The sequence below is a fragment of the Sphaerisporangium sp. NPDC004334 genome (assembly GCF_053602655.1).
Map to the genome: position 1 here is coordinate 176,318 of NZ_JBSGDZ010000017.1, position 21,791 is coordinate 198,108.

The 21,791-nt window shown below is 73.1% G+C and carries 21 protein-coding genes; 9 read left to right on the top strand and 12 right to left on the bottom strand.

Annotated elements, in window-relative coordinates; genetic code table 11:
- Nucleotides 1–119: 119 nt before the first annotated feature.
- The 5 genes from ACWEN6_RS23405 to ACWEN6_RS23425 form a co-directional block, all read right to left on the bottom strand.
- The gene (locus ACWEN6_RS23405) at nt 120–1,292 is read right to left on the bottom strand and encodes a lipid-transfer protein (RefSeq protein ID WP_354847124.1); all 1,173 of its coding nucleotides are present in this window, start codon (nt 1,290–1,292) and stop codon (nt 120–122) included.
- A 70-nt stretch (nt 1,293–1,362) separates the two neighbouring features.
- Nucleotides 1,363–1,770 (bottom strand): MaoC/PaaZ C-terminal domain-containing protein, encoded by a 408-nt coding sequence (locus ACWEN6_RS23410; protein WP_354927999.1) that lies wholly within the window; start codon nt 1,768–1,770, stop codon nt 1,363–1,365.
- Nucleotides 1,770–2,726: a bifunctional MaoC family dehydratase N-terminal/OB-fold nucleic acid binding domain-containing protein gene (locus tag ACWEN6_RS23415; RefSeq protein WP_452572753.1), complete on the bottom strand. Its 957-nt coding sequence runs from the start codon at nt 2,724–2,726 to the stop codon at nt 1,770–1,772. The genes ACWEN6_RS23410 and ACWEN6_RS23415 overlap by 1 nt, the downstream gene beginning before the upstream one ends.
- A gap of 79 nt (nt 2,727–2,805) precedes the next feature.
- Nucleotides 2,806–3,960 carry an acyl-CoA dehydrogenase family protein gene (locus ACWEN6_RS23420; protein WP_452572755.1) on the bottom strand — a complete coding sequence of 385 codons (1,155 nt, stop codon included), beginning with the start codon at nt 3,958–3,960 and terminating at the stop codon, nt 2,806–2,808.
- On the bottom strand, nt 3,960–5,051 hold the full coding sequence (locus ACWEN6_RS23425; protein WP_452572757.1) for an acyl-CoA dehydrogenase family protein: 1,092 nt from the start codon (nt 5,049–5,051) through the stop codon (nt 3,960–3,962). The genes ACWEN6_RS23420 and ACWEN6_RS23425 overlap by 1 nt, the downstream gene beginning before the upstream one ends.
- Nucleotides 5,052–5,265: 214 nt before the next feature.
- Here ACWEN6_RS23425 and ACWEN6_RS23430 point away from each other — a divergent pair, with 214 nt between their 5' ends.
- The 9 genes from ACWEN6_RS23430 to ACWEN6_RS23470 all read left to right on the top strand — a co-directional run bounded on the left by ACWEN6_RS23430 (nt 5,266) and on the right by ACWEN6_RS23470 (nt 14,939).
- Complete coding sequence (locus tag ACWEN6_RS23430) at nt 5,266–5,973, top strand: TetR family transcriptional regulator (protein ID WP_452572759.1); 708 nt, start codon at nt 5,266–5,268, stop codon at nt 5,971–5,973.
- 207 nt (nt 5,974–6,180) lie between these two features.
- Nucleotides 6,181–7,341, top strand: a complete 1,161-nt coding sequence (locus ACWEN6_RS23435; RefSeq protein ID WP_452572761.1) for a steroid 3-ketoacyl-CoA thiolase — start codon at nt 6,181–6,183, stop codon at nt 7,339–7,341.
- Nucleotides 7,338–8,369, top strand: coding sequence for an MBL fold metallo-hydrolase (locus ACWEN6_RS23440; protein ID WP_452572762.1), 1,032 nt, complete (start codon nt 7,338–7,340; stop codon nt 8,367–8,369). The genes ACWEN6_RS23435 and ACWEN6_RS23440 overlap by 4 nt, the downstream gene beginning before the upstream one ends.
- Nucleotides 8,370–8,433: 64 nt before the next feature.
- Nucleotides 8,434–9,105 (top strand): FadR/GntR family transcriptional regulator, encoded by a 672-nt coding sequence (locus tag ACWEN6_RS23445; protein WP_354847101.1) that lies wholly within the window; start codon nt 8,434–8,436, stop codon nt 9,103–9,105.
- Between the two features lie 153 nt (nt 9,106–9,258).
- Nucleotides 9,259–9,606, top strand: a complete 348-nt coding sequence (locus ACWEN6_RS23450; RefSeq protein ID WP_452572764.1) for a YciI family protein — start codon at nt 9,259–9,261, stop codon at nt 9,604–9,606.
- Nucleotide 9,607: 1 nt separating this feature from the next.
- Nucleotides 9,608–10,846, top strand: a complete 1,239-nt coding sequence (locus ACWEN6_RS23455; RefSeq protein WP_452572766.1) for an RNA polymerase sigma factor — start codon at nt 9,608–9,610, stop codon at nt 10,844–10,846.
- Nucleotides 10,847–10,984: 138 nt separating this feature from the next.
- Entirely contained in the window at nt 10,985–12,409 is a 1,425-nt protein-coding gene (locus ACWEN6_RS23460; RefSeq protein WP_452572768.1) for an MFS transporter, read from the top strand.
- Nucleotides 12,410–12,454: 45 nt separating this feature from the next.
- Nucleotides 12,455–13,387: an EamA family transporter gene (locus ACWEN6_RS23465; protein ID WP_452572770.1), complete on the top strand. Its 933-nt coding sequence runs from the start codon at nt 12,455–12,457 to the stop codon at nt 13,385–13,387.
- Nucleotides 13,388–13,430: 43 nt separating this feature from the next.
- Nucleotides 13,431–14,939, top strand: a complete 1,509-nt coding sequence (locus tag ACWEN6_RS23470; protein ID WP_452572772.1) for a serine/threonine-protein kinase — start codon at nt 13,431–13,433, stop codon at nt 14,937–14,939.
- Nucleotides 14,940–15,009: 70 nt separating this feature from the next.
- Here ACWEN6_RS23470 and ACWEN6_RS23475 read toward each other — a convergent pair whose 3' ends face one another.
- The 7 genes from ACWEN6_RS23475 to ACWEN6_RS23505 all read right to left on the bottom strand — a co-directional run bounded on the left by ACWEN6_RS23475 (nt 15,010) and on the right by ACWEN6_RS23505 (nt 21,692).
- Complete coding sequence (locus ACWEN6_RS23475) at nt 15,010–15,600, bottom strand: superoxide dismutase family protein (RefSeq protein WP_452572774.1); 591 nt, start codon at nt 15,598–15,600, stop codon at nt 15,010–15,012.
- A gap of 286 nt (nt 15,601–15,886) precedes the next feature.
- Entirely contained in the window at nt 15,887–16,732 is an 846-nt protein-coding gene (locus ACWEN6_RS23480) for an amidohydrolase family protein (protein WP_452572776.1), read from the bottom strand.
- An 18-nt stretch (nt 16,733–16,750) separates the two neighbouring features.
- Complete coding sequence (locus ACWEN6_RS23485) at nt 16,751–17,740, bottom strand: aldo/keto reductase (RefSeq protein WP_452572778.1); 990 nt, start codon at nt 17,738–17,740, stop codon at nt 16,751–16,753.
- Nucleotides 17,741–17,768: 28 nt separating this feature from the next.
- On the bottom strand, nt 17,769–18,089 hold the full coding sequence (locus ACWEN6_RS23490) for an L-rhamnose mutarotase (RefSeq protein ID WP_452572780.1): 321 nt from the start codon (nt 18,087–18,089) through the stop codon (nt 17,769–17,771).
- Nucleotides 18,086–19,129, bottom strand: coding sequence for an ABC transporter permease (locus ACWEN6_RS23495; RefSeq protein ID WP_354847076.1), 1,044 nt, complete (start codon nt 19,127–19,129; stop codon nt 18,086–18,088). Before ACWEN6_RS23495 ends, ACWEN6_RS23490 begins: the two co-directional genes overlap by 4 nt.
- Nucleotides 19,126–20,628, bottom strand: coding sequence for a sugar ABC transporter ATP-binding protein (locus ACWEN6_RS23500; protein ID WP_452572782.1), 1,503 nt, complete (start codon nt 20,626–20,628; stop codon nt 19,126–19,128). The genes ACWEN6_RS23495 and ACWEN6_RS23500 overlap by 4 nt, the downstream gene beginning before the upstream one ends.
- On the bottom strand, nt 20,625–21,692 hold the full coding sequence (locus ACWEN6_RS23505) for a sugar ABC transporter substrate-binding protein (RefSeq protein WP_452572784.1): 1,068 nt from the start codon (nt 21,690–21,692) through the stop codon (nt 20,625–20,627). The genes ACWEN6_RS23500 and ACWEN6_RS23505 overlap by 4 nt, the downstream gene beginning before the upstream one ends.
- Nucleotides 21,693–21,791: the final 99 nt, after the last annotated feature.

Below are 21,791 nucleotides of genomic sequence, written 5' to 3' on the forward strand. Positions count from 1 at the left end.
CGCGAGCGTCGCGTGGTCGCGAGCGTCGCGAGCGTCGCGTGGTCGCGCGCGTCGCGTGGTCGCGCGCGTCGCGTGGTCGCGCGCGTCGCGTGGTCGCGAGCGGGGATCGGTCGCGCGAGTCAGTCGCGGGAGAGGATGAGGCCGCTGGTGGGGACGCCGGTGCCGGCGGTGACCAGGACGTTCTGGACGCCGGGGACCTGGTTGACGGAGGTGCCGCGCACCTGCCGCACGGCTTCGGCGATGCCGTTCATGCCGTGGATGTACGCCTCGCCGAGCTGGCCGCCGTGCGGGTTGACCGGCAGATGGCCGTCGATCTCGATGCCCCCGCCGGCGATGAAGTCGCGCGCCTCTCCCCTGGCGCAGAACCCCAGCTCCTCGAGCTGGGTGAGCACGAACGGGGTGAAGTGGTCGTACAAGATGGCCGTCTGGATGTCCTGCGGCGACATGCCCGACATCTCCCAGAGTCCGCGCGCCACGACGCCCATCTCCGGAAGTCCCGCCATGTCGTCGCGGTAGAAGCTGGTCATCATCATCTGCCCGGCGCCCGATCCCTGCGCGGCCGCCGTGATGACCGCCGGTGAGCGCCGCAGGTCCCTGGCCCGTTCCGCCGAGGTGACGACCAGGGCCACGGCCCCGTCGCTCTCCTGGCAGCAGTCGAGCAGGTGCAGCGGCTCGACGATCCACCTGGACGCCTGGTGCTCCTCCAGAGTGATGGGCCGCTGGTAGAACCAGGCCGCCGGGTTGGCGGCCGCGTGACGGCGCATGGCCACGGCGACGCGGCCGTAGTCCTCGGAGGTGGCTCCGTAGGTGTGCATGTACCGCCGGGCGAACATCGCGACCCACGCGGCGGGCGTCAGCAGCCCGAACGGGGCGTGCCACCCCATCTCGACGCCGAGCGAGGACGGCTCGCCGCCGAGCCCGGCGTTCGGCTGGCCGAACCTGCGCCCGGAGCGCTCATTGAAGGCCCGGTAGCACACCACGGTGGAGGCGACGCCGGTGGCGACGGCCATGGCGGCCTGGAGCACCGTGCCGCACGCCGCGCCTCCCCCGTACTCGACGCGGGAGAAGAACGACAGGTCGCCGATGCCGGTCTCGCGGGCGACGGCGATCTCCTGGTTGGCGTCCTGGGTGAAGGTGACCAGGCCGTCCACGTCGGACGGCGAGAGGCCGGCGTCGTCCAGCGCGGCGAAGACGGCCTCGGCGGCGAGCTGGAGCTCCGTGCGGCCGGACTCCTTGGAGAACTCGGTGGCGCCGATGCCCGCGAGGGCCGCGCGGCCGGAGAGCGAGTGCACGTGGTGAGCCCTTTCTGGTGACGTCGGCCCTGGCGGGGAGCACACCCTCCTGCGGAGGGCGGGGCGCCGGTCAGCGGGGGAGGTTGAAGCGCACTGTGCCGATGGCGTGGTCGCCCAGGCTGACGGCGCCGCGGACCTCGACGGTCACCTCGCCGTCCCGCCGCTCGGTGACGACGCCGCTGAAGGTCAGGGTGTCCCCGGCGTACGCGGGCACGCCGAGGCGGACGTTGATGCCGCGGATCAGGGCCTCGGGCCCGGCCCAGTCGGTGACGTACCGCTCGACCAGCCCCATGGTGGTGAGGATGTTGAGGAAGATGTCCGCCGACCCCTGGGCCCTGGCGCCCGCGACGTCGTGGTGGACCGGCGTGAAGTCCATGGTCGACAGGGCCGTCGCGATGACGGTGGTCGGTGTGAGCTCGATGCGCAACGGCGGCAGCGCGGTCCCGCGCTCGATCTCGTCTTCGGTCAGTGTGCGCATCAGGACTCCCGTGGTACCCACATCGGCAAGGTCAGCTTGTCGTCCATTTCGCGGTATGCCACTCGTACCGGCATACCGATGCCCACGCTTTCCGGTGGGCATTCCACGACATTTCCGACAATTCGTATTCCCTCCGGCAGCGCGATCACCGCCACCACGAAAGGCGGGTCCAGCCCCGGCATCGGAGGAGCGTGGTGCACCACGAAGCTGTAGACCTCGCCCACCCCGTTCGCCACGGCGTACACCCGGTTCGCCGACCGGCAGGACGGGCAGATCGGTCCGGGCGGGTGCCGCAGTTCGCCGCAGTCACCGCATTTCTGGATGCGCAACTCGCCTTCCCGGACACCCTCCCAGAAGAACGCCGTGTCCCGGTTGACGGCCGGCGTCAAAGGGTAGGCCTCGCGCTTCTCGGGCGCGGCTTTCTCCTCCCGCGGACGAAACTTCAATACCCGGAACATCATCTCCGCGACGGGTTCGTGTTCGGAATACCAGGTGACCAGCCAGGTCACGAAATATCCGGTTCCGAGCGCCGTGGTCTTCGGCCCGCTCAGCCCGGTCAGCCGCGTGGCCGGCACCAGCCGCTCCCCCAGCCGCACGTACCGGTGGTAGGTCTGCTCGCAGTTGGTGGCCACCACGCCGGTGAAGCCGCCCTCGTCGAGCGTGCGCAGCACGTCGTCCACCGGGGTGCCCGCGCCGCCGGGCGGGCCGAGCCCGGCCATCGTCCACACCTGCGCCATCGCGGGCGGCGCGACGATCTCCCCGTGCACGCTCGCGGCGGCGAACGCCTCGTCGGTGTAGACCGGGTTGGCGTCCCCCATCGCGGTGGTCCAGTGGCGGATCATCGGCAGGTTGACCGGATCGGCCGCCGGGGCGCCGCGGACCTCGCCCACCGCGATGCGCGCCTCCGCCAGGGCGACGAGCCGCTCGTGCAGGTCCTGCCCGGCCGTCGTGGTCATCTCCGTCCTCCGCCCGTGCTCGTCGTGCCCGTCGTGCCCGTCACCGTCTCGGCCTCCCGCGTCCCTGTCGTCCTCGCGCTCACCGGGGCGGGCGGGGCAGCCCGAGGCCGAGCATCGCGATGAGCTCGCGCTGGACCTCGTTCACCCCGCCGCCGAAGGTCAGCACGATCGCCCCCTTGACCGACCGGTCGAGCTGCTCGGCGAACGCGGCGGTCTCCGGGTCGGACAGGTCGCCGAACCGCGCCAGCGTCTCCCCGACGATCCGCCCGACCTCCTGCATGCGCTCGGAGCCGTAGATCTTGGTGGCGGAGGCGTCCGGCGCGCCTAGCCAGCCGAGGCCCATGTTCGCGGCGACCTGCCAGTTGAGCAGTTCGTTGGTGCGGAAGCAGGCGTAGACGCGGGCGATGGCCCGGCGCACGGCGGGCTCGTCGATGGCGCCGGTGCGCCGGGCCCAGGCGGAGAACCGGTCGTACACGCGGGCGAGGTTGCCGGCCGGGCCGAGGGTGACCCGCTCGTGGTTGAGCTGGTTGACGATGAGGTCCCAGCCCTTGTTCTCCTCGCCGACCAGCATGTCCGCCGGCACCCTGACGTCGGAGTAGTACGTCGAGTTGGTGTGGTGGCGGCCGTCCATGGTCACGATCGGCGTCCAGGAGTACCCCGGGTCGCGGGTGTCGGCGATCAGCATCGAGATGCCGCGGTGCTTCTTGGCACCGGGGTCGGTGCGGGTGGCCAGCCAGATGTACCCGGCATAGTGCGCGCCGGAGGTGAAGATCTTCTGGCCGTTGACGACGTAGTGGTCGCCGTCCCTGACCGCCGTCGTGCGCAGCGAGGCCAGGTCGGTGCCGGCGCCCGGCTCGCTGTACCCGATGGCGAAGTGGCAGTCGCCGGCCAGGATGCGGGGCAGGAAGAACTCCTTCTGCTCCGTCGTGCCGTACTGCATCAGGGTCGGGCCCACCGTCTGCACGGTGATGATCGGGTACGGCACGTCGGCGCGGGCGATCTCGTTGGCGAAGATCTGCTGCTCCAGCGGCCCGTAGCCGCCACCGCCGTACTCCTCGGGCCAGCCGAGCCCGAGCTTGCCGTCGCGGCCCAGCCTGCGGCAGTGCTCCATGTACGCCTCGCCGAACGGGTCCTCGGAGATCTTGGCGCGGTCTTCGTCGGTCAGGCAGGCGGCGAAGTACTCTCGCAGCTCCTCCCGGAGCCGCTTCTGCTCGGGGGTCAGGTCGATCAGCATCAGACGAGGGCTCCCATCATGTCGAGCCGGGCCTCCGCGCCGCCGAGCAGGTGCGCCCGGTGCTTGCCCCAGGCGAAGTGGCGGTGCAGCGGGTAGGTGACGTCCAGGCCGAGGCCCCCGTGCAGGTGCTGGCAGGTGTAGAGGGCGGCGAGGGCGGCGTCGGCGGCCGTGTGCGCGGCGACCTCGAGGTCCACGTCGGCCTCCTCGGCGAGCCCCTGGTCCACCCGCCACGCGCCCGACCAGACGGCCACGTCCAGCGCCCGCCCGGCGATGTAGACGTCGGCGATCTGCATGGTCACCGCCTGGAACTCGGCCAGGGCGCGGTCGAACTGCCTGCGGGTCTTGATGTGCTCGGTGGTCAGGGCCAGCGCGCCCGCGAGAACGCCGGAAGCGCTCGCCGTCAGGGCGACCAGCGCCAGGCGCCGAAGGGCGGCGAACGCGGCGCCGTCCGGCTCGCCGAGCGGCTCGGCCGGGGTGTCGGAGAGGATCAGCGTCGCGGCCGGCTCGCCGGTGGAGGTGGGCGCCGGCGCCAGGGTCGCCGCCCCCGGCTCGACGAGGAAGAGCCCGACGCCCCGCGGCGTCACGGCCGGGACGACAATCGCGGCGGCCTCGGCGGCGTAGGAGACCATGGTCTTGCGTCCGGAGAGCGCCCACCCGCCGCCGGCTCCGCCGGGACGGGCCTCGGTGAGCGGGGGCGTGCCGAGGTCGCGGCCGGGTTCCATGAGCGCGGCGGTCAGCACGACCTCGCCCTCGGCCAGGCGCGCGGCGAGCGCGCGCTGCGCGGCCGAGCCGTACCGGCCGATCACCATGGCCGCGACCAGGCCGTCCTGCAGGGGGACGGGGACCACCCGCGCCCCGGCCTCGCGCGCGACCACGGCCATCGCCACGGCGCCGAGCCCGGCGCCGCCGGCCTCCTCCGGCAGGCAGGCCCCGATGAGCCCCGCCCGCGCCACCGCCCGCCACAGTTCGGCGTCGTAGGGCTGCCCGCTCTTCTCGTGGGCGGCGAGGCGGTCGTGCCCGGCCTCCCGGCCGAACAGGCCCGCGGCCAGCTCTTTCAGCTCCGCCTGCGTCTCGTCGAGGTCGAAATCCATCACGACGCCTTCCGTGCGCCCGGTCGAGCCCGGTGGGAGTCCGGTGGGAGTCCGGTCAGCCGCAAATTAGAACAGATTCTAATCTGTGTCCATAGCGATTGCGCGTGACCCCGATCCGACACATGCGCGCAACACAAAGGTCATGCAAGACCGGCCTTCCTTGTGACCGGTGAGTAACAAGCCCTACCTGCGGGTCATCCGGTAACGTGTTCTCATGCGCACCTCGCATGCCGGCACCGCCGCCGTCCCGGCCGCCGGTCCCGGCGGCGACGACCAGGCGGCGGCGCCGTCCCCGGCGGCCCGGGTCTCCTCCGGCGTCCGCACCCGCAGCCAGCACCAACGGCGCAAGCGCATCGTCCAGGCCGCCGCGGCCCTCGCCTCGCGGGGCGGCGTCGAGGCGATGCAGATGCGAACCGTCGCCGAACGCGCCGGGGTCGCGCTCGGCACCCTCTACCGCTACTTCCCCTCGAAGATGGATCTCGTCGTCGCGGTCGTCGGCGAAGAGATCGACCTGCTCGAGAACAGCATCGAGCGGCGTCCGCCGAGCGCCGAGACGGCGGCGGGGCGGGGGGTGGACGTGCTCATGCGCGCCACCCGCGGCCTCATGCGCGAGCCCGAGCTCGCCGACGCGCTCATCCGCTCGCTGATCATGGCCCAGGTCGAGGTCCCGTTCGGCGACCGCATGGCCGGGCTGCTGCTGCGCGTCTCGGGCAACGGCCTCACCCTCGAGACCGCCTCCGAGGAGCAGTTCGCCCTCGCCGGCTCGCTGGCCGGGGTGTGGGTGAACGAGCTGCTGGAGATGCTGCGCGGCCGACGCACCTACGAGCAGATCCAGCGTCGCATCGAGATCGCGGCCGAGCGCCTGCTCGCCGACTTCGACGACCGCGACGACCGCGACGACCGCGACGACTCCGACGCCTGAGCGGGCCTCGGGCATTGACGAGGGCTACCCGCTTCCACGAAGGCTTCCGGCTTTCGAGAGGGCTTCCCGCTTCCACGAGGGTTCCAGGAGGGCTTCCGGCTTCGACGAGGGTTCCGGGAGGGCTTCCGGCGCCCGGCAAGGCTTTCGCGGCAAATTAGAACCGGTTACAGTCGCGGCGGAACCTTGTTCTGATGGGAAGGAGGCCGCATGGGCAGGCCCGTGATCGTCGAAGCCGTGCGCACCCCGATCGGCAAGCGCAACGGCTGGCTGGCGGGGGTCAAACCGCAGGCTCTGCTCGGGGCGGCCATGAACGGCGTCGTCGAGAGGTCCGGCATCGACCCCTCGGCCGTCGGGCAGGTCTTCGCGGGCTGCGTCACCCAGGCCGGCGAGCAGGGCGGCCACGTCGGCAGGCACGCCTGGCTCTACGCCGGCCTGCCCTACCAGACCGGGGTGACGACGGTGGACGCCCAGTGCGGCTCCTCCCAGCAGGCCGTGCACCTGGTCGCCGCGCTCATCCAGGCCGGGGTGATCGACGTGGGCATCGCCTGCGGCGTCGAGTCCATGTCCCGCCAGCCGCTCGGCAGCAACGTGCTGCCGGCCAACCCGCGACCCGGTGACTGGTCGATCGACCTGCCCGACCAGTTCACCGCCGCCGAGCGCATCGCCCAGCGGCGCGGGTTCACCCGCGAGCGGCTCGACCGGTTCGGCGCCCGCTCGCAGCGGCAGGCGGCCAAGGCGTGGGCCGACGGCCGGTTCGAGCGCGAGGTGATCCCCGTGACCGCGCCCGTTCTCGGCGAGAACGGGGTTCCCACGGGAGAGACCCTCGCCGTGTCCAGGGACCAGGGCCTGCGCGAGACCACGGCCGAGGGGCTGGCCAGGCTGAGGCCGGTGCTCGGGGAGGACGCCCTGCACACCGCGGGCACCTCCTCGCAGATCTCCGACGGCGCCGCCGCCGTGCTGCTGATGAGCGAGGAGGCCGCGGACCGGCACGGCCTGCGCCCGCGCGCCCGCATCCTGGCTCAGGCCCTGGTCGGTTCCGAGCCTTACTACCACCTGGACGGGCCGGTGGACGCGACCGCCAAGGTGCTGGCCATGTCGGGGATGTCCGTGCGCGACATCGACAGGTTCGAGGTGAACGAGGCGTTCGCGGCCGTCGTGCTGTCCTGGGCGGAGGTGCACGCCCCGGACATGGAGCGGGTCAACGTGAACGGCGGGGCCATCGCGCTCGGGCATCCGGTGGGCGCGACGGGCGCCCGGCTGGTCACCACGGCGCTGCACGAGCTGGAGCGGGCCGACCGCTCGACCGCGCTGGTGTCGATGTGCGCCGGCGGCGCCCTGGCCACCGCGACCATCCTCGAGCGCGTGTGAGGACGCGCCGCAGGGCCTACAGCGCCCAGCGTCCCGCCGACCTGGGCGGCGGGGTGTGGAGCGTGCCGGTGCCGATCCCCGGCAGCCCGCTCGGGTACACGCTGGTGTACGCGGTGGAGTCCCCCGCGGGGCCGGTGCTGGTCGACGCGGGCTGGAACCACGAGGACGCCTGGACGGCGCTGCGCGACGGGCTCGCCGCGTGCGGCGTGGACGTCCGGGAGGTGCGCGGGGTGGTCGTCACCCACTACCACCCCGACCACGCCGGGCTGGCCGGGCGGGTGCGCGAGGAGTCGGGCGGCTGGATCGCGATGCACGAGGCGGACGCCGCCATCGTGCGCCTGATGCGCGCCATGCCGGCGGACTCCCATCGCGAGTTCCAGGCCGAGATGATGCGCCGGGCGGGCGCGGGGGCGGAGGCGGAGGCCGTCCGGGCTTCCGAGCGGCCCGACCCGCCCGCGCAGCCCGACAGGGAGCTGCGCGACGGGGACCTGATCGACCTGCCGGGGCGCGTGCTGCGGGTGGTGTGGACGCCGGGCCACACTCCCGGGCATGTGTGCCTGCACCTGGAGGACGCCGACCGGCTGTTCACCGGCGACCACGTCCTGCCCGACATCACCCCTCACATCGGCATTTATCCGTACGACCGGCAGGACGTCGATCCGCTGGAAGACTTCCTCGGGTCTCTCACCCGGGTGGCCGGGCTGGGAGAGGCGCAGGCGCTGCCGGCGCACGAGGAGCCCTTCGCGGACGTCGCCGCCCGCGCGGCCGAGATCCGGGCCCACCACGAGGACAAGCTCCTACGTCTGCGCGACATGATGACAGGGGTCGCGGCCGAGCCCCTGACGATCTGGCAGGTCGCCGAGCGAATGACCTGGAACAGGCCGTGGAGCGACCTGGCGCCCGTGCAGCGCGGCCTCGCCGCGGGCGAAGCGGCGGCGCATCTGCGGACGCTGGAGTCCCGCGGCGCCGTCCGCCGCGCACCTGGGGCTCCCGGCGATCCCGTCCGGTTCACCGCCACGTCACAATGACCCCATACACTCATAGACATCCGATGTCTGCGGATGAAGCGCGAAAAGCAGAGGTGGTGTCTCCGTGGCGGTCACGGACGCGGCGATCGACAAGATCAAGGGAATGATCGTCTCGGGCGAGCTCGGCCCGGGCGCGCGGCTTCCCAAGGAGGCCGACCTGGCCGAACGCCTCGGCCTGTCCCGCAACTCCCTCCGCGAGGCCGTCCGCGCGCTCGCGCTGATCAACGTGCTGGACGTGCGGCAGGGCGACGGCACGTACGTCACCAGCCTGGAGCCCCACCTCCTGCTCGACGCCCTGTCCTTCGTGGTCGACTTCCACCGCGACGACACCGTGCTGGAGTTCTTCCAGGTGCGCCGCATCCTCGAACCGGCCGCCACCGGCATGGCGGCGCTCGCCATGACCGACGGCCAGGTCGAGGACCTCCGGTCGATCCTGGACGCCCTGCCCGACGACCCGAGCATCGAGCAGCTCGTCGCCAACGACCTGGAGTTCCACCAGCTCATCGCCAAGGGGTCGGGCAACACCGTCCTGTGCTCGCTCATCGAGAGCCTGTCCGGGCCGACCACCCGGGCCCGCGTCTGGCGCGGCCTCACGCAGGAGGGGGCCACCGTCAAGACCAGGGAGCAGCACGCCGCGATCTACGAGGCCATCGCGGGCCGTCAGCCCGACGTCGCCCGAGCCTGGGCCACCGTCCACGTCGCCGGCGTCGAGGAATGGCTGCGCCGCGCCCTCTGAGCCCTCGCGCCGCAGAGGCCGGGAAAATTTTCCGGCGGGATTCCGCCGTCCTGTCGATCCGAGGCGGACCCACGCGTCGGGATGGATGTCCGGCCCGCGAAGCAGGGCCCGACGAGCTCCGATGGACATGGACGAACACGGAAGGACCGCATCATGGCCAAGTACCTGGTTCTCATCTACGAGGACGAAGCCTCCTACGCCGCCGCCACGCGGGAGGACCACGACCGCGTCTACAAGGAGCACGTCGTGTTCGCCGAGAACAACGGGCCCAAGCTGCTGGGCGGCGACGCGCTGCACCCGACCGGCACCGCCACCTCCATCCGCAGGGACTCCTCCGGCGAGTTCCTGGTCACCGACGGGGCCTTCGTCGAGACCAAGGAGGCCATCTGCGGCTACTACCTGATCGACGCGGCCGATCTGGACGAGGCGATCGCCGTGGCCAAGCAGGTTCCGGCGCCCTACGGCGGCGTCGAGGTCCGCCCGGTGCAGATCTTCGACTGAGGTGACCCCGGAGGCGGCAGCCGCCGTCGCGGACGCGCACCGCCGCGAGTGGGCCTTCGTGCTCTCCGCGGCGGTGCGCGTCACCCGCGACATCGACCTGGCCGAGGAGTGCGTGCAGGACGCCTACGCCAGGGCGCTGACCGCCTGGAGCGCCCAGGGCGTGCCGGCCAGCCCGGGGGCCTGGCTGACGACGGTGGCCAGGAACCGCGCCCTGGACCTGCTGCGCCGGGACGCGACCATGCGCCGGTCGCTGCCGTTGCTGCTGGAGGACCAGGTCGAGCCGGGACCGGACGAGACGCCCGCCGCGCGGGCGGGCGACGACCGGCTCCGGCTGATCTTCACCTGCTGCCACCCCGCCATGGCCCTGCAGGCGCAGGTCGCCCTGACCCTGCGCCTGCTGTGCGGGCTGACCACGGCGGAGGTCGCCCGCGCCTTCCTGGTGAGCGAGCCGACCATGGCGGCCCGCCTCACCAGGGCCAAGAAGAAGATCGCCGCCGCGCGCATCCCCTACCGCGTGCCGCCGCCGGAGGCGCTGCCGGGGCGTATCGACGCGGTGCTCACCGTCGTGCACCTGCTGTTCACCACCGGGCACACCGCCCCGGCCGGCGAGTCGGTCGTCCGCCGCGACCTGGTGGAACGCTCGCTGGACCTGACCCGCATGCTCCGGGCGCTGCTGCCGCACGACGCCGACGTCGCCGGCCTGCTCGCGCTGATCCTGCTCACCGACGCCCGCGCCGCCACCCGGGTGGCCGGCGACGGGCGGCTGCTCACGCTGGACGAGCAGGACCGCACCCGCTGGGACCGTCCGGCCATCGCCGAGGGAGCGGCGCTGGTCCGCGAGGCGCTGCGGCGCCGCCCGCCGGGCCGCTTCGCCCTGATGGCCGCCATCGCCGCCGTCCACTCCGAGGCGCCCACCTGGGACGACACCGACTGGCGCGAGGTGCTCGCGCTCTACGACCTGCTCGTCTGCGTCTGGCCGTCACCGGTCGTGGCGCTCAACCGCGCGGTGGCCCTGGGGTTCGTCCATGGTCCCGCCCGCGGACTGAGGGAGCTGGACTCGCTCGCCGGCGAGCCGCAACTGGCCGGGTACGGCTACCTGGCCGCCTCGCGCGCCGACTTCCTGCGCCGCCTCGGCCGCATCGCGGAGGCCCGCACCGCGTACGAGGAGGCGCTGCTGCTCACCGAGAACGCCGCCGAGCGCCGCTTCCTCGCCGAACGCCTCCGAGGGCTCCGGCCTTAGGCGCCGCCGTGTCCTCCGGCCGGCGTCGGCGGCCCAGGCCACCGACACGGGAACAGCTCGAGCGTCGCCCACGAGACGCCGGTGACCACCGCGTCCCGGTGTTCCGCGCGGAAAACCGCTGGCCGCGCCGCCGGAGGCGTGGTTAGACTTCCCCGGCTCATCGCCGACCGTCCCTCATCCGGGGGGACCTGGCGTCTGGAGGGGGACGGGGACATGGCGGGCGGCCGGCTGCTGATGGACGTGCGTCCCCTGCGGAGCTCTCCCGCGTTCCGCCGCCTGTGGGCGGGGACGCTGCTGTCGGCCGTCGGCGGGCAGATGACGACCTTCGCCGTGGTCCTGCAGGTCTACACGATGACCGGCTCGGCGGTCGCCGTCGGCGCGGTCGGCCTGGCGAGCGCCGTTCCCTCGATCGTGCTCGGCCTCGCGGGGGGCGTGGTCATCGACGCGGTCGACCGGCGCAAGCTGGTGCTGGTGACCAGCGGCTGCCTGGCCGTTGTGTCGGCGCTGTTCGCCGTCCAGGCGTTCGCCGGGTTCGGCCAGGTGTGGCCGCTGTACTGCCTGGTCGTGCTGCAGTCGGCGCTCGCCGCGGTCAACAGCCCGGCGCGCGGCACGTTCCTCGCCCGGCTGCTGCCGCCCGAGCAGGTCCCGGCGGGCGCGGCGCTCACCATGTTCACCTTCCACTTCAGCGGGACGGTGGGCCCCGCCCTGGCCGGGGTGATCGCCGCCGGCTGGGGCCTGCGCACGTGTTACCTCATCGACGCGCTGAGCTTCGCCTTCGCGTTGTACGGTGTCGCGCGGCTGCCGGCGATGCCGCCGGAGGGCGGGGGCACCAGGCCGGGCCCGCGGGCGGTCGCCGAGGGGCTGCGGTTCATCGGGAGGAACCGCGTGATCGGCGGCGCCTTCCTCGCCGACATGAGCGCCATGCTCCTCGGCATGCCCTACGCGCTGTTCCCGGTGATCAACGCCGAGCGCTTCGGCGGGTCGGCCGAGACGCTCGGCCTGCTCACCTCCGCCGTCGCGGCCGGCGGCCTGGCCGGCACGGCGCTGTCGGGATGGGTCGGGCGGGTGTCCCGCCAGGGCCGGGCCATGCTGGTGGCCGGGGCGATCTGGGGAGCCGCCGTCGCCGGCTTCGGCCTGACTCCCACTCTGTGGCCGGCGCTGGCGCTGCTGACCGTCGCCGGCGCCGCCGACGTGGTGAGCGTGGTCTTCCGCACCTCGGTCGTGCAGGTGGCGACGCCCGACCGCTACCGGGGCCGGGTCGGCGCCGCCGAGTACCTGGTCGGCGCCGGCTGCCCGCAGCTCGGCAACTTCCGCGCCGGCGCGCTCGGCTCGGCGCTGTCGCCCACCGTGAGCGCGGTCGGCGGCGGCCTGGCCACCATCGTGGGTGCCGGGCTGATCGCCCTGGCCATGCCGGCGCTACGCCGATACGCCGCTCCCACGACGACGGCCGCTCCCGCCGCGACGACGACCACACCGGCCGGGACGACGGCCGCTCCGGGCGAGACGGCCACCACGCCGGACGGCCCGCAGAACGATGTAGCGTCACTACACAAATCACTTTAGAAGAAATAGCTGGACTGAACTGCGCCACGCGTCGAAACTCCAGGGGTGCGCCCCCTTCACTCCTTCCTCGCCATCGCCGTCGCCGTCCTGTGGGGCGTCAACTTCGTCGTCATCGACATCGGGCTCGAACACTTCCCGCCGCTGCTGTTCGCGGCGCTGCGCTTCACCTTGGTCGCCGTCCCTGCGGTGTTCCTCATCCCGCGCCCGGCGATCCCGGTCCGCTGGATCGTCGTCGTAGGGCTGTTCCAGTGGGCCGGGCAGTTCGGGCTGCTGTTCACCGCCATGTACCTGGGCCTGCCCGCCGGCCTCAGCTCCCTGGTGCTCCAGGCGCAGGTGATCTTCACGGTGGCCGTCGCCGCCGTGGTCCTCGGCGAGCGCCCGGGACGGCGCCGGCTCGCCGGCATCGTGGTCGCCTCCGCCGGCATCGCGGTGATCGCGGTGGGCAGGGGCGCCCAGGTGCCGCTGTGGCCCCTGCTGCTCGCGCTCGGGGCCGCGGCCTCGTTGGGCGTCGCCAACGTGTGCGTCCGGCGCGCCGAGGCGCCCGGGGGGCTCGGTCTGCTGGTGTGGTCCAGCCTGGTGCCGCCGCTGCCCCTGCTCGGGCTGTCGGCGCTGTTCGAGGGCCCGGACCGCATCCGCGGCGCGTTCTCCTCCTTCGCCCTAGGGTCGGTCGCGGCGCTGGCCTACGTGGTGGTCCTGTCGACCTTCGTCGGCTTCGGCATCTGGAACGCGTTGCTGCGCCGGTACCCCGCCTCGGCCGTGGCGCCGTTCACGCTGCTCGTCCCGATCATCGGCATGGCGACGGCCGGCGTCTGGCTCGGCGAGCGTCCCGGCCCCGGCGAGTTGCTGGGCGGCGCCATCGTGCTGACCGGCCTCGCCGTCCTGGCCGTGCGGCCGTCCGCGCGGAGGGCCGCCGCATCCCTCAGCACCCCGGAAGGCCCGCCGCCCGCCGGAGCCCTGCGCGGCGCCGGGGCCGGCTGACGCGCCGGCCGTGCCCCGCGCGGGTTCGTGGTAATCATGGATCATGGCCCCACCCGACCCCCTGCGGCCCGGCGACCCCGAGCGAATCGGCGACTACCGCCTGACCGGCCGCCTCGGCCAGGGCGGGCAGGGTGTGGTGTACCGTGCGCTGGGGCCCGGCGGCGAGCCGGTCGCGGTGAAGCTGATGCACGCGCGGCTGGACGATGACCGGGCACGCCGCCGGTTCGCCGACGAGGTGCGGGCGATCCGGCGGGTGGCGCCGTTCTGCACCGCCCAGGTGCTGGACGCCGACCTGGACGGCGACCGTCCGTACATCGTCAGCGAGTACGTCGACGGGGTCTCGCTGCACCGGCACGTCGCCACCGAGGGGCCGCTCGCCGGGGGGTCCCTGGACCGCATCGCCGTCGGCACCGCCACGGCGCTGGCCGCGATCCACGGGGCCGGGGTCGTGCATCGAGACCTCAAGCCCGGCAACGTCCTGCTGGGCCTCGAAGGGCCCAGGGTGATCGACTTCGGCATCTCGCGGATGACGGGCACGGTGACCACCACGGGCCGGCCGCCCGTCGGCACGCCCGCGTACATCTCGCCCGAGCAGCTCAAGGGCGAGCGCGCCGAGCCCGCGGCCGACATGTTCGGCTGGGCGCTCACGGTCGCCTTCACGGCGAGCGGACGTCACGCCTACGCCGCTCGGTCGTTCGAGGCGACCCTGGGCCGCATCCTGTTCGGGGAGCCCGACCTCGGCCCGCTCGCCGGGCCGCTGCGGGAGATCGTGGTGGCCTGCCTCGCCGCCGACCCGGCCGACCGCCCGGGCGCCGAGGAGGCGCTGCGCCTGCTCATCGGCACGGGACCGGCCGCCGCCCCCATGCCGCGTCACGGCGTACTCGAAACGGGCGCCACCCTGGCCGCCGCACCGCCCTGGCGCGCCGCCGACCCGTCCACCGCACCGCCCTCGCGCGCCGCCGGCGCCCCCGCAGGGCCCGCCCAGGGCCGGCACGCTCCCGGGACCACGGTCCCCGGGGAAGCCGAGGAGGCGACCGGCGACGGGCACGGCGGCCCGGCCGCCGCCACCGAGGGCCACACCGGCTCCAGTGCGGGCGCCGCGCCCGGGAGTCCGGCCCGTCCCGGGCGGCGGCGCGGGCGATGGGCGGCGCTCGCCGGGCTCGCCGTGGTGGCGGCTGTCGTGGCGTTCGGCGCGGTGTGGTGGGCGACGGGCGGGCGGGAGCCGGGCGGGGTGTCCTACGCGGGCACCTGGACCGGCACCGCGGAGCATCCGGCCGCCGGGCGGGTGTTCCCGGTGGAGATCCGCCTGCCCACCGGCGCCGACACCGGCACCATGCTGTGGGGCGCCGACCTGCACTGCTCCGGCCGCCTCACCCCGGCGGGCGCGCGGGACGCCACGGCGGTCTTCCGGCTCGACCGCGTGCGGGGCGACCAGTGTCACCAGGGCACCCTGCTGCTGTCGCCGCTCGGCGACGGACAGGTGAGCTTCGAGGTGAGCGAGACCGCCGGCGCCGCGCCTCGCTACGCCGGCACGGCGGCCCGCCTCCCCTGACCCCCCACGCTCCCCCGCGGGGCGGACGCGCTCAGCCCGCGGCCGACGTGCTCACGAGCGGCCGACGTCCTCAGAAGTCGACGTTGATGCAGGCGAGCCTGGCGCCCGCCTGGCCGGCGTGTCCGGGGTCGGTGTGGGTGTGGTCGGCGTGCACGATCACCGAGTGCGGGCGCCGGTCGGTGAACCTGCGCTCCAGCGCGGCGCGGGAGAACCCGTTGCCCTGGCCGTCGGTGGTGAAGTCGAGCCAGATCTCGTTGCGGGAATTGGCGAACTTCGGATCGGTGGAGGGCGTCTTCGGGTCCTGGACGTGCTGGAAGTGCGGCCCGGCGTCCTCGCCCTTGGACCCGCAGGCGTTGGTGTGCACGTGCGCGCCGTACCTGCGGTTGGGCAGCAGCCCCTGCGCCCTCAGCTGCACGCTGGCGTGCCCGTCGGCGGTGGGGACATAGGCGACGGCCGCCGCCGCGCCGGAGGGGACGAGCTTGGGGTCGTAGGTGACGGCCGTCTGCCCGGGGCCGTAGCCCGCGAAGCGGCCGAGCGCGAGGACCGGCTCGGGGCCGCGGCTCAGCGGCTCCGGCTGGGGCCTGGCCGACGCCACGGCGCCTCCGCCCAGCAACGTCACCGGCATGACCATCGCCATGACTCCCGCGCGCACCGCCATCATGAGCCTCTCCCTTACCCTGTTCGGACCTTTCCGTCAGCATTTGCGGATATACCCGACGTCGCACCCAAAAGGGCCAATATGCGGCTAAGAATGAGCAATCAGCGTTAACCGCCGGGGTTATCGCGCCCGGCGGGTAAATGGAAACCCTTTCCCCGCCGTGATTCACGAATGCTGCCATGAACGCCGGGCAAAGGCCCGCGTTTTCCGAGATCAGGGCATGCTCGTACGCCCGCCTGGCCTCAGGCGGACGTACGGGAAAGGGAACAGCGAGCCGGCGGGCGTCGGCTCAGGATGGCAGGTCGTACGCCACCCGGGCGTTGCCCGCGAAAACCAGCTCGCGCTCCGCGGCGGAAAGGCCTGCGGTCAATTCCCGGGCCAGATCGACGACCTGTTCATACGAGGCCGCGAGCTCGCACACCGGCCAGTCGGAGCCGAACATCACCCGGTCGGTCCCGAAACAGCCGAGGACGTGCTCGGCGTACGGGGCGAGGCGCGGCGCGTCCCAGTCGTGCCAGTCGGCCTCGGTGACCAGGCCGGACAGCTTGCACATCACGTTGGGCGAGGCGGCCAGGGCCTTGAGCTCGCTCGCCCACGGCTCGACGGCGCCGGACGCGATCGGCGGCTTGGCCGCGTGGTCCAGCACGAACCGCACGCCCGGCAGGTCGCGCACGAGGTCGCGGGCCGCCGGGAGCTGGTGTGCCAGCACGAGCAGGTCGTAGGCCAGGCCCGCCTGGCCGACCGCGCGGACGCCGTGCCGCACGTCCTCGCGGTACAGCCACTTCGGGTCGGTCTCGTCCTGCACCGGGTGGCGTATCCCCACCAGGAGCTCGCCGCCCGGCAGGGAACGCAGGCGCATGAGCTCGCCGGCCACGTCCGGCGCGGTGAGGTCGACCCATCCCACGACGCCCGCCACCAGTCCGTCCGAGGCCGCCGCGGTGGCCAGGAACTCCTCGGTCTCCTCCGTCTCGCCCACGGTCTGCACCAGCACCGTGTGCTCGACGCCGCGGGCCGCGCACCCGCGCCGCAGGTCCGCCAGGCCGTACGGGCGGCGCAGCGGGGCCATCGCCGCGCCGCTCATCCACGGGTAGTCGCGCGCGGCCGTGTCCCACAGGTGGTGATGGGCGTCGATCATGAGCTGCTCTCCATCCGGCTAGCCGAGGGTGACCAGGGACTCCTCGGCGAGCGCGGTCCACAGCTCGCCGGGGACGGGGACGGCGGCCAGGGCCGCGTTGCGCTCGACCTCCGCCGCCGAGCGGGCGCCGGAGACCACGCAGGACACCGCCGGGTGCCGCAGCGGGAAGGCCAGCGCCGCCTGCGGCAGCGTGACGTCGTACCGCTCGCACACCGCCGCGATGCGCCGCGCCCGCTCCACCAGCGGGCCGGGAGCCGGCGCGTACTCGTAGGTGCCGGCCGGCTCGTGGGTGGCCAGCAGCCCGCTGTTGAAGACGCCGGCCGCGAACACCGCGACGCCGCGCTCCTGGCAGAGCGGCAGCAGCCGCGCGCCGCCCGACTGGTCGAGCAGCGTGTAACGCCCGGCGAGCATGACCACGTCGAGGTCGGTCTCCTTGACGAAACCCTCCAGCATCTCCCATTGGTTCATGCCGGCGCCGATCGCCTTGACCACGCCCTGGTCGCGCAGCTCGGCCAGCGCCGGGTAGGCCTCGCCCACGGCCTGCGCCCAGTGGTCGTCCGGGTCGTGGATCAGCGCGATGTCGACCGCGTCCAGCCCGAGACGCGAGAGGCTCTCCTCGATGGAGCGGCGCACGCCGTCGCGGGAGAAGTCCCAGACCCGGCGCCGCGTCGCGGGCACGTCGAAGCCCTGGTCGTCGCGTCCGCCCCCCGCGGGCGGCTCGTGGCCGGCCGCCGCGTCCTCGGCCGGGACGATGAGCCGCCCTACCTTGGTCGACAGGGCGTAGGAGTCACGCGGCCGGTCGCGCAGAGCGGCGCCGAGGCGGCGCTCGGACAGGCCGAGGCCGTAGTGCGGGGCGGTGTCGAAGTACCGCACCCCGGCCGCCCACGCCGCGTCGACCGCCTCGCGCGCCTCGCCGTCGCCCACCGCCGCGAACAGGTTGCCGATCGGCGCGGCGCCGAATCCGTACCTGGTGACCTGGACGCCGCGTCCCACGGTCCGGCTCTGCATCGCTTCTCCTTCGTCGGTCGCCGCCGGCTCAAGGAGCCGGCGCCTCCATCTGCCAGACCATGCGCATACCCGTGGCCGAGGGGTCGAAGTCCCCGTCCAGCAGGCGGTCGATCCGGCGTTGCCAGGCCAGGTTGGCCTCGCTGAGGCGCAGCCTGTCCTGCAGGGCCGCGTAGTCGTCCGCCTCGATGTAGTGGAACAGGTCGAGGCCGTCGCGCCAGATCTTCCAGGTGTGCACGCCCGCCCCGCGCATCTGGGCCTCCAGGTCGGCGGGGATCGTGGCGTGCTCCCTGTCGTAGGCCTCCTCGGCCCCCGGGCGCAGCCGGGTGCGCAGGGCGATGCGCTGGGTCAATCTTGTGCCTTTCCGCTGGTCACCCGGGCGAGCATCAGCGCAATGAGGATGATGCCTCCGTAGATCGCCTGGATCCACTGCGCGGAGACGCCCGCCAGCGTGAGGATGTTGTTGATCAGTCCGAGGACGAGCACGCCGCACAGCGCGCCGAACAGCGTGCCCTTGCCGCCGTCGAGGCTGACCCCGCCGATGACCGCGGCCGCGAACACCGTGAAGATCATGCCGTCGCCCTGGGCGGCCGCCACCGACCCGAGCCGGCCGGTCATGAGCAGGCCCGCGAGCGCGGCCAGCAGGCCGCCGATCATGAACACCGTCCACATGACCCGGTCGGTGCGCACGCCCGCGGCGCGGGCCGCGTCGACGTTGCCGCCGATCGCGTAGATCGAGCGCCCGTGCCGGAAGTACCCGAGCGCGACGATGCCGATGGCGTAGGCGACCACGCAGATCCAGATGGAGGCCGGCAGGCCGAGCCAGCGGGCGTTGCCCAGGTACAGGAACGACTCGGGCAGCGCGAAGAGGTTCTGGCCGCCGGTGAAGCCGATCTGCAGGCCGCGCAGCACGATCAGCATGCCGAGCGTCACGATGAACGCCGACAGCTTGAACCGCATGATGAGCATGCCGTTGAACGCCCCGACGAGCACGCCGATCAGCAGGCAGATCGGCACGCCCAGCCACGTCGGCCATTCGGTGCCGAGCCCGTTGGAGGCGGCCGGGATGACCAACGCGACGCCGAGCGCGGGCGCGAGGCCCACGGTGGACTCCAGCGACAGGTCGAACTTCCCGGCGATCAGGATGATCGCCTCGGCGAGCACGAGCAGCGACAGCTCGGTCTGCTGCTGGAGCACGTTGGTCAGGTTGTCGGCGCTGAGGAAGGCCGGCTCCAGCAGGGCGCCGACGACCATCAGCAGCAGGATGGCCGGCACCAAGGCGAGGTCGCGGAACCGCGCGAGCGGGACCCTCGCCGGGCCCCGCGTCGTGCTGACCTCCGTGCCCGGGGACTCGCCGGGGCTGCCGGGGGAGGCCACGGTCGTTTCCGTCATCGTGCGTCGACACCTTCCATGACCGCCACGAGCTCGGCGTCCGCCCAGCCCCGTGGCACTTCCTTGACGATGCGTCCATGGAACATCACGACGACCCGGTCGCAGATGCGCAGGTCGTCCAGCTCGTCGGAGACGAGCACGGCCGCCGCGCCGCGCTCGGCCGCGTCCTCCACGGCTCCGAGCAGCGCCTGCTTCGCCCGCACGTCCACCCCGGCGGTCGGGTCGATCACGACCAGCGCCCTGGGGTCGTCGGCGAGCGCCCGCGCCATGACGACCTTCTGGGCGTTGCCGCCCGACAGGTCGCCGACCGGCTGGGAGGGCCCGGTCGTCTTGATGGTGAGATCCTCGATCATCCTCTCGGCCTTGGCGCGGCGCCGGGCCGGGGACACCGCGCCGAGGCGGCCGAGCTTGTGCGCGATCGGCAGAGTGGCGTTCTCGGCGATCGACAGCAGCGGCACGAAGCCCTCCTTGTGCCGGTCCTTCGGGACGAAGCCGAGCCCGGCGCGCAGCGCCGAGGCGACGTCCCCCGGCCGGGGCCGGGTGCCGTTGACGGTCACCGTGCCGCTGTCGGCGGCGAGCAGGCCGACGAGCGTCTCGGCCAGGCTCACCTTGCCGCTGCTGCCCGACCCCGCCACCCCGACGATCTCCCCGGCGCGCACGGTGAGATCGACGTCCTGGTAGCGGCCGGCCAGCGTGAGCTTCTCGGCGCTCAGCACGGCCGGCGCGCCGGCGTCCGCCGCCCGGGCCCTGGCCTGGTAGCCGGCCGCGGCCTCGCCGGTCATCGCGGCGACCAGCTCGTCGTGCGGCAGGTCGTCCACCGCGCTGGTGAGGACGTGCCGGGCGTCGCGGAAGACCGTGACCGACTGGCACACCCGGTACACCTCCTCCAGGTGGTGGGAGATGAACATCATCGTGACGCCCTGCTCGCGCAGCGACCGCATGCGGTCGAACAGCCGCTCGATCGCCGGGCCGTCGAGCTGCGCGGTCGGCTCGTCCAGGATGATGAACCGGGCGCCGAACGACAGCGCCCGGGCGATCTCCAGCAGCTGGCGCTGCTCGACGTTGAGATCGCCGGCCAGGCGCCCGGCGTCGACCGCCACCCCGTACTGCTCCAGCACCTCGTGCGCCCGTGCCCGCAGCGTCCGCCAGTTGATCGGGCCGCGGGCCGACTGGCGGTTGAGGAACAGGTTCTCCGCGACGGTGAGCGTCGGGATGATCGTGGACTTCTGGTACACGCAGGCGACGTTGCGGCGCCAGCCGTCGCGGTCGGCGACCGGCGGGGCCTGCCGACCGGCGAAGCGGACCTCGCCCGCGTCGGGGCGCTGGAGCCCGGTCAGGATGGACACCAGCGTCGACTTGCCGGCGCCGTTGCGGCCGACCAGGGCGTGCGTCTCTCCCTCGGCGATGACGATGCCCGCGTCGTCGAGCGCCGTCGTGGGCCCGTACCGTTTGGTGATGTCACGGGCCTCGACGGCCGGGGTGGCGGATGACGACATCATTTGACCTGGTTGCCCCAGAGATTGGGGTCGTCCACGTTGTCCTTGGTGACCAGCGGCGCGGCGAGCTGGTCCTCCAGACGACCGCCGCCGACGTCGACGATCGTGCTGTCGTGGTCGGTCGCGCCCGGCGCGAAGGTCTTGCCCTCCAATGCCGCCTTGGCGTAGAAGAGCGCCCACTTGGCGTACAGGTCGGCGGGCTGGGAGACGGTGGCGTCGATCTGCCCGTCCCGGATGGCCTGGAACTCCTGCGGGATGCCGTCGTTGGAGACGATGAAGATGTGCTTGGGGTCGGTCGGCGGCACCACCAGGTTCTTGGACTTCAGCAGCTGGAGGGTGGGCGCGAGGAAGGCGCCGCCCGCCTGCATGTAGATGCCGTTGATGTCGGGGTGCTGGGTGAGCCGGGTCTGCAGCGCGGCCGAGGCCTTGGGGCCCTCCCACTCGGTGGGCTCGGCGAAGACCGTGATGCCGGGGTAGTTGGACTTCATGCACGCGCCGAACGCCTCGGAGCGGTCGCGGCCGTTGACCGACGACAGCGAGCCCTGGAACTCGACGACCTTGCCCTTGCCCTTGAGCTGGTCGCCGAGGAACTTGCAGGCCTTCTCGCCATAGGCGCGGTTGTCGGCGCGGACCACCATGAAAGTCTTGCCCTTGTCGGGCCGGGTGTCCACGGTGACGACCGGAATGTTCTTCCCGGCGAGCTGGTCGAGGGTGGTGGCGATCGCGCCGGTGTCCTGCGGGGCCATCACGATGGCCTTCGCGCCCTGGCTCACCAGCGCCTGGGTGTTGGCCACCAGCTTGGCGATGTCGTTCTGCGAGTTGGTCGGCGGCATCAGGTCGATGCCGAGCTGGCTCGCCATCTGCGGGACGTACTTGTTGTAGGAGTTCCAGAAGTCGGTGTCGGCGCGCGGGAAGTCGATGCCGATCTTGCCGCCCCCGGCGGCGGCGGTCGAACCGCCCCCGGCCGAGGACGAGGGGCTGGACGGCGTCGACGACCCGCACGCGGCGAGGGTCAGGGTCGCCGCGAGAAGTGCCACACCGTAGGTGGCCGAGGATCGTATTGTCACTTGTCGCCTCGATTCAACGGGAAATGCGGGGGGTTGCGGGGCGCCTCGGTATGAGGGCGCGGCGCCCCGGGAGGGCGGGTGCGGGACGTCGGGGCCGCC

Excerpts from the sequence above, each read along its gene's own strand:
- ACWEN6_RS23430 (WP_452572759.1), top strand. The coding sequence starts at position 5,266 with ATGCGCACCTCGCATGCCGGCACCGCCGCCGTCCCGGCCGCCGGTCCC.
- ACWEN6_RS23450 (WP_452572764.1), top strand. The coding sequence starts at position 9,259 with ATGGCCAAGTACCTGGTTCTCATCTACGAGGACGAAGCCTCCTACGCC.
- ACWEN6_RS23480 (WP_452572776.1), bottom strand. The coding sequence starts at position 16,732 with ATGATCGACGCCCATCACCACCTGTGGGACACGGCCGCGCGCGACTAC.
- ACWEN6_RS23425 (WP_452572757.1), bottom strand. The coding sequence starts at position 5,051 with ATGGATTTCGACCTCGACGAGACGCAGGCGGAGCTGAAAGAGCTGGCC.
- ACWEN6_RS23485 (WP_452572778.1), bottom strand. The coding sequence starts at position 17,740 with ATGCAGAGCCGGACCGTGGGACGCGGCGTCCAGGTCACCAGGTACGGA.
- ACWEN6_RS23410 (WP_354927999.1), bottom strand. The coding sequence starts at position 1,770 with ATGCGCACACTGACCGAAGACGAGATCGAGCGCGGGACCGCGCTGCCG.
- ACWEN6_RS23420 (WP_452572755.1), bottom strand. The coding sequence starts at position 3,960 with ATGCTGATCGACCTGACCCCCGAGCAGAAGCGGCTCCGGGAGGAGCTG.
- ACWEN6_RS23435 (WP_452572761.1), top strand. The coding sequence starts at position 6,181 with ATGGGCAGGCCCGTGATCGTCGAAGCCGTGCGCACCCCGATCGGCAAG.
- ACWEN6_RS23475 (WP_452572774.1), bottom strand. The coding sequence starts at position 15,600 with ATGATGGCGGTGCGCGCGGGAGTCATGGCGATGGTCATGCCGGTGACG.
- ACWEN6_RS23500 (WP_452572782.1), bottom strand. The coding sequence starts at position 20,628 with ATGATGTCGTCATCCGCCACCCCGGCCGTCGAGGCCCGTGACATCACC.
- ACWEN6_RS23470 (WP_452572772.1), top strand. The coding sequence starts at position 13,431 with ATGGCCCCACCCGACCCCCTGCGGCCCGGCGACCCCGAGCGAATCGGC.
- ACWEN6_RS23415 (WP_452572753.1), bottom strand. The coding sequence starts at position 2,726 with ATGACCACGACGGCCGGGCAGGACCTGCACGAGCGGCTCGTCGCCCTG.
- ACWEN6_RS23495 (WP_354847076.1), bottom strand. The coding sequence starts at position 19,129 with ATGACGGAAACGACCGTGGCCTCCCCCGGCAGCCCCGGCGAGTCCCCG.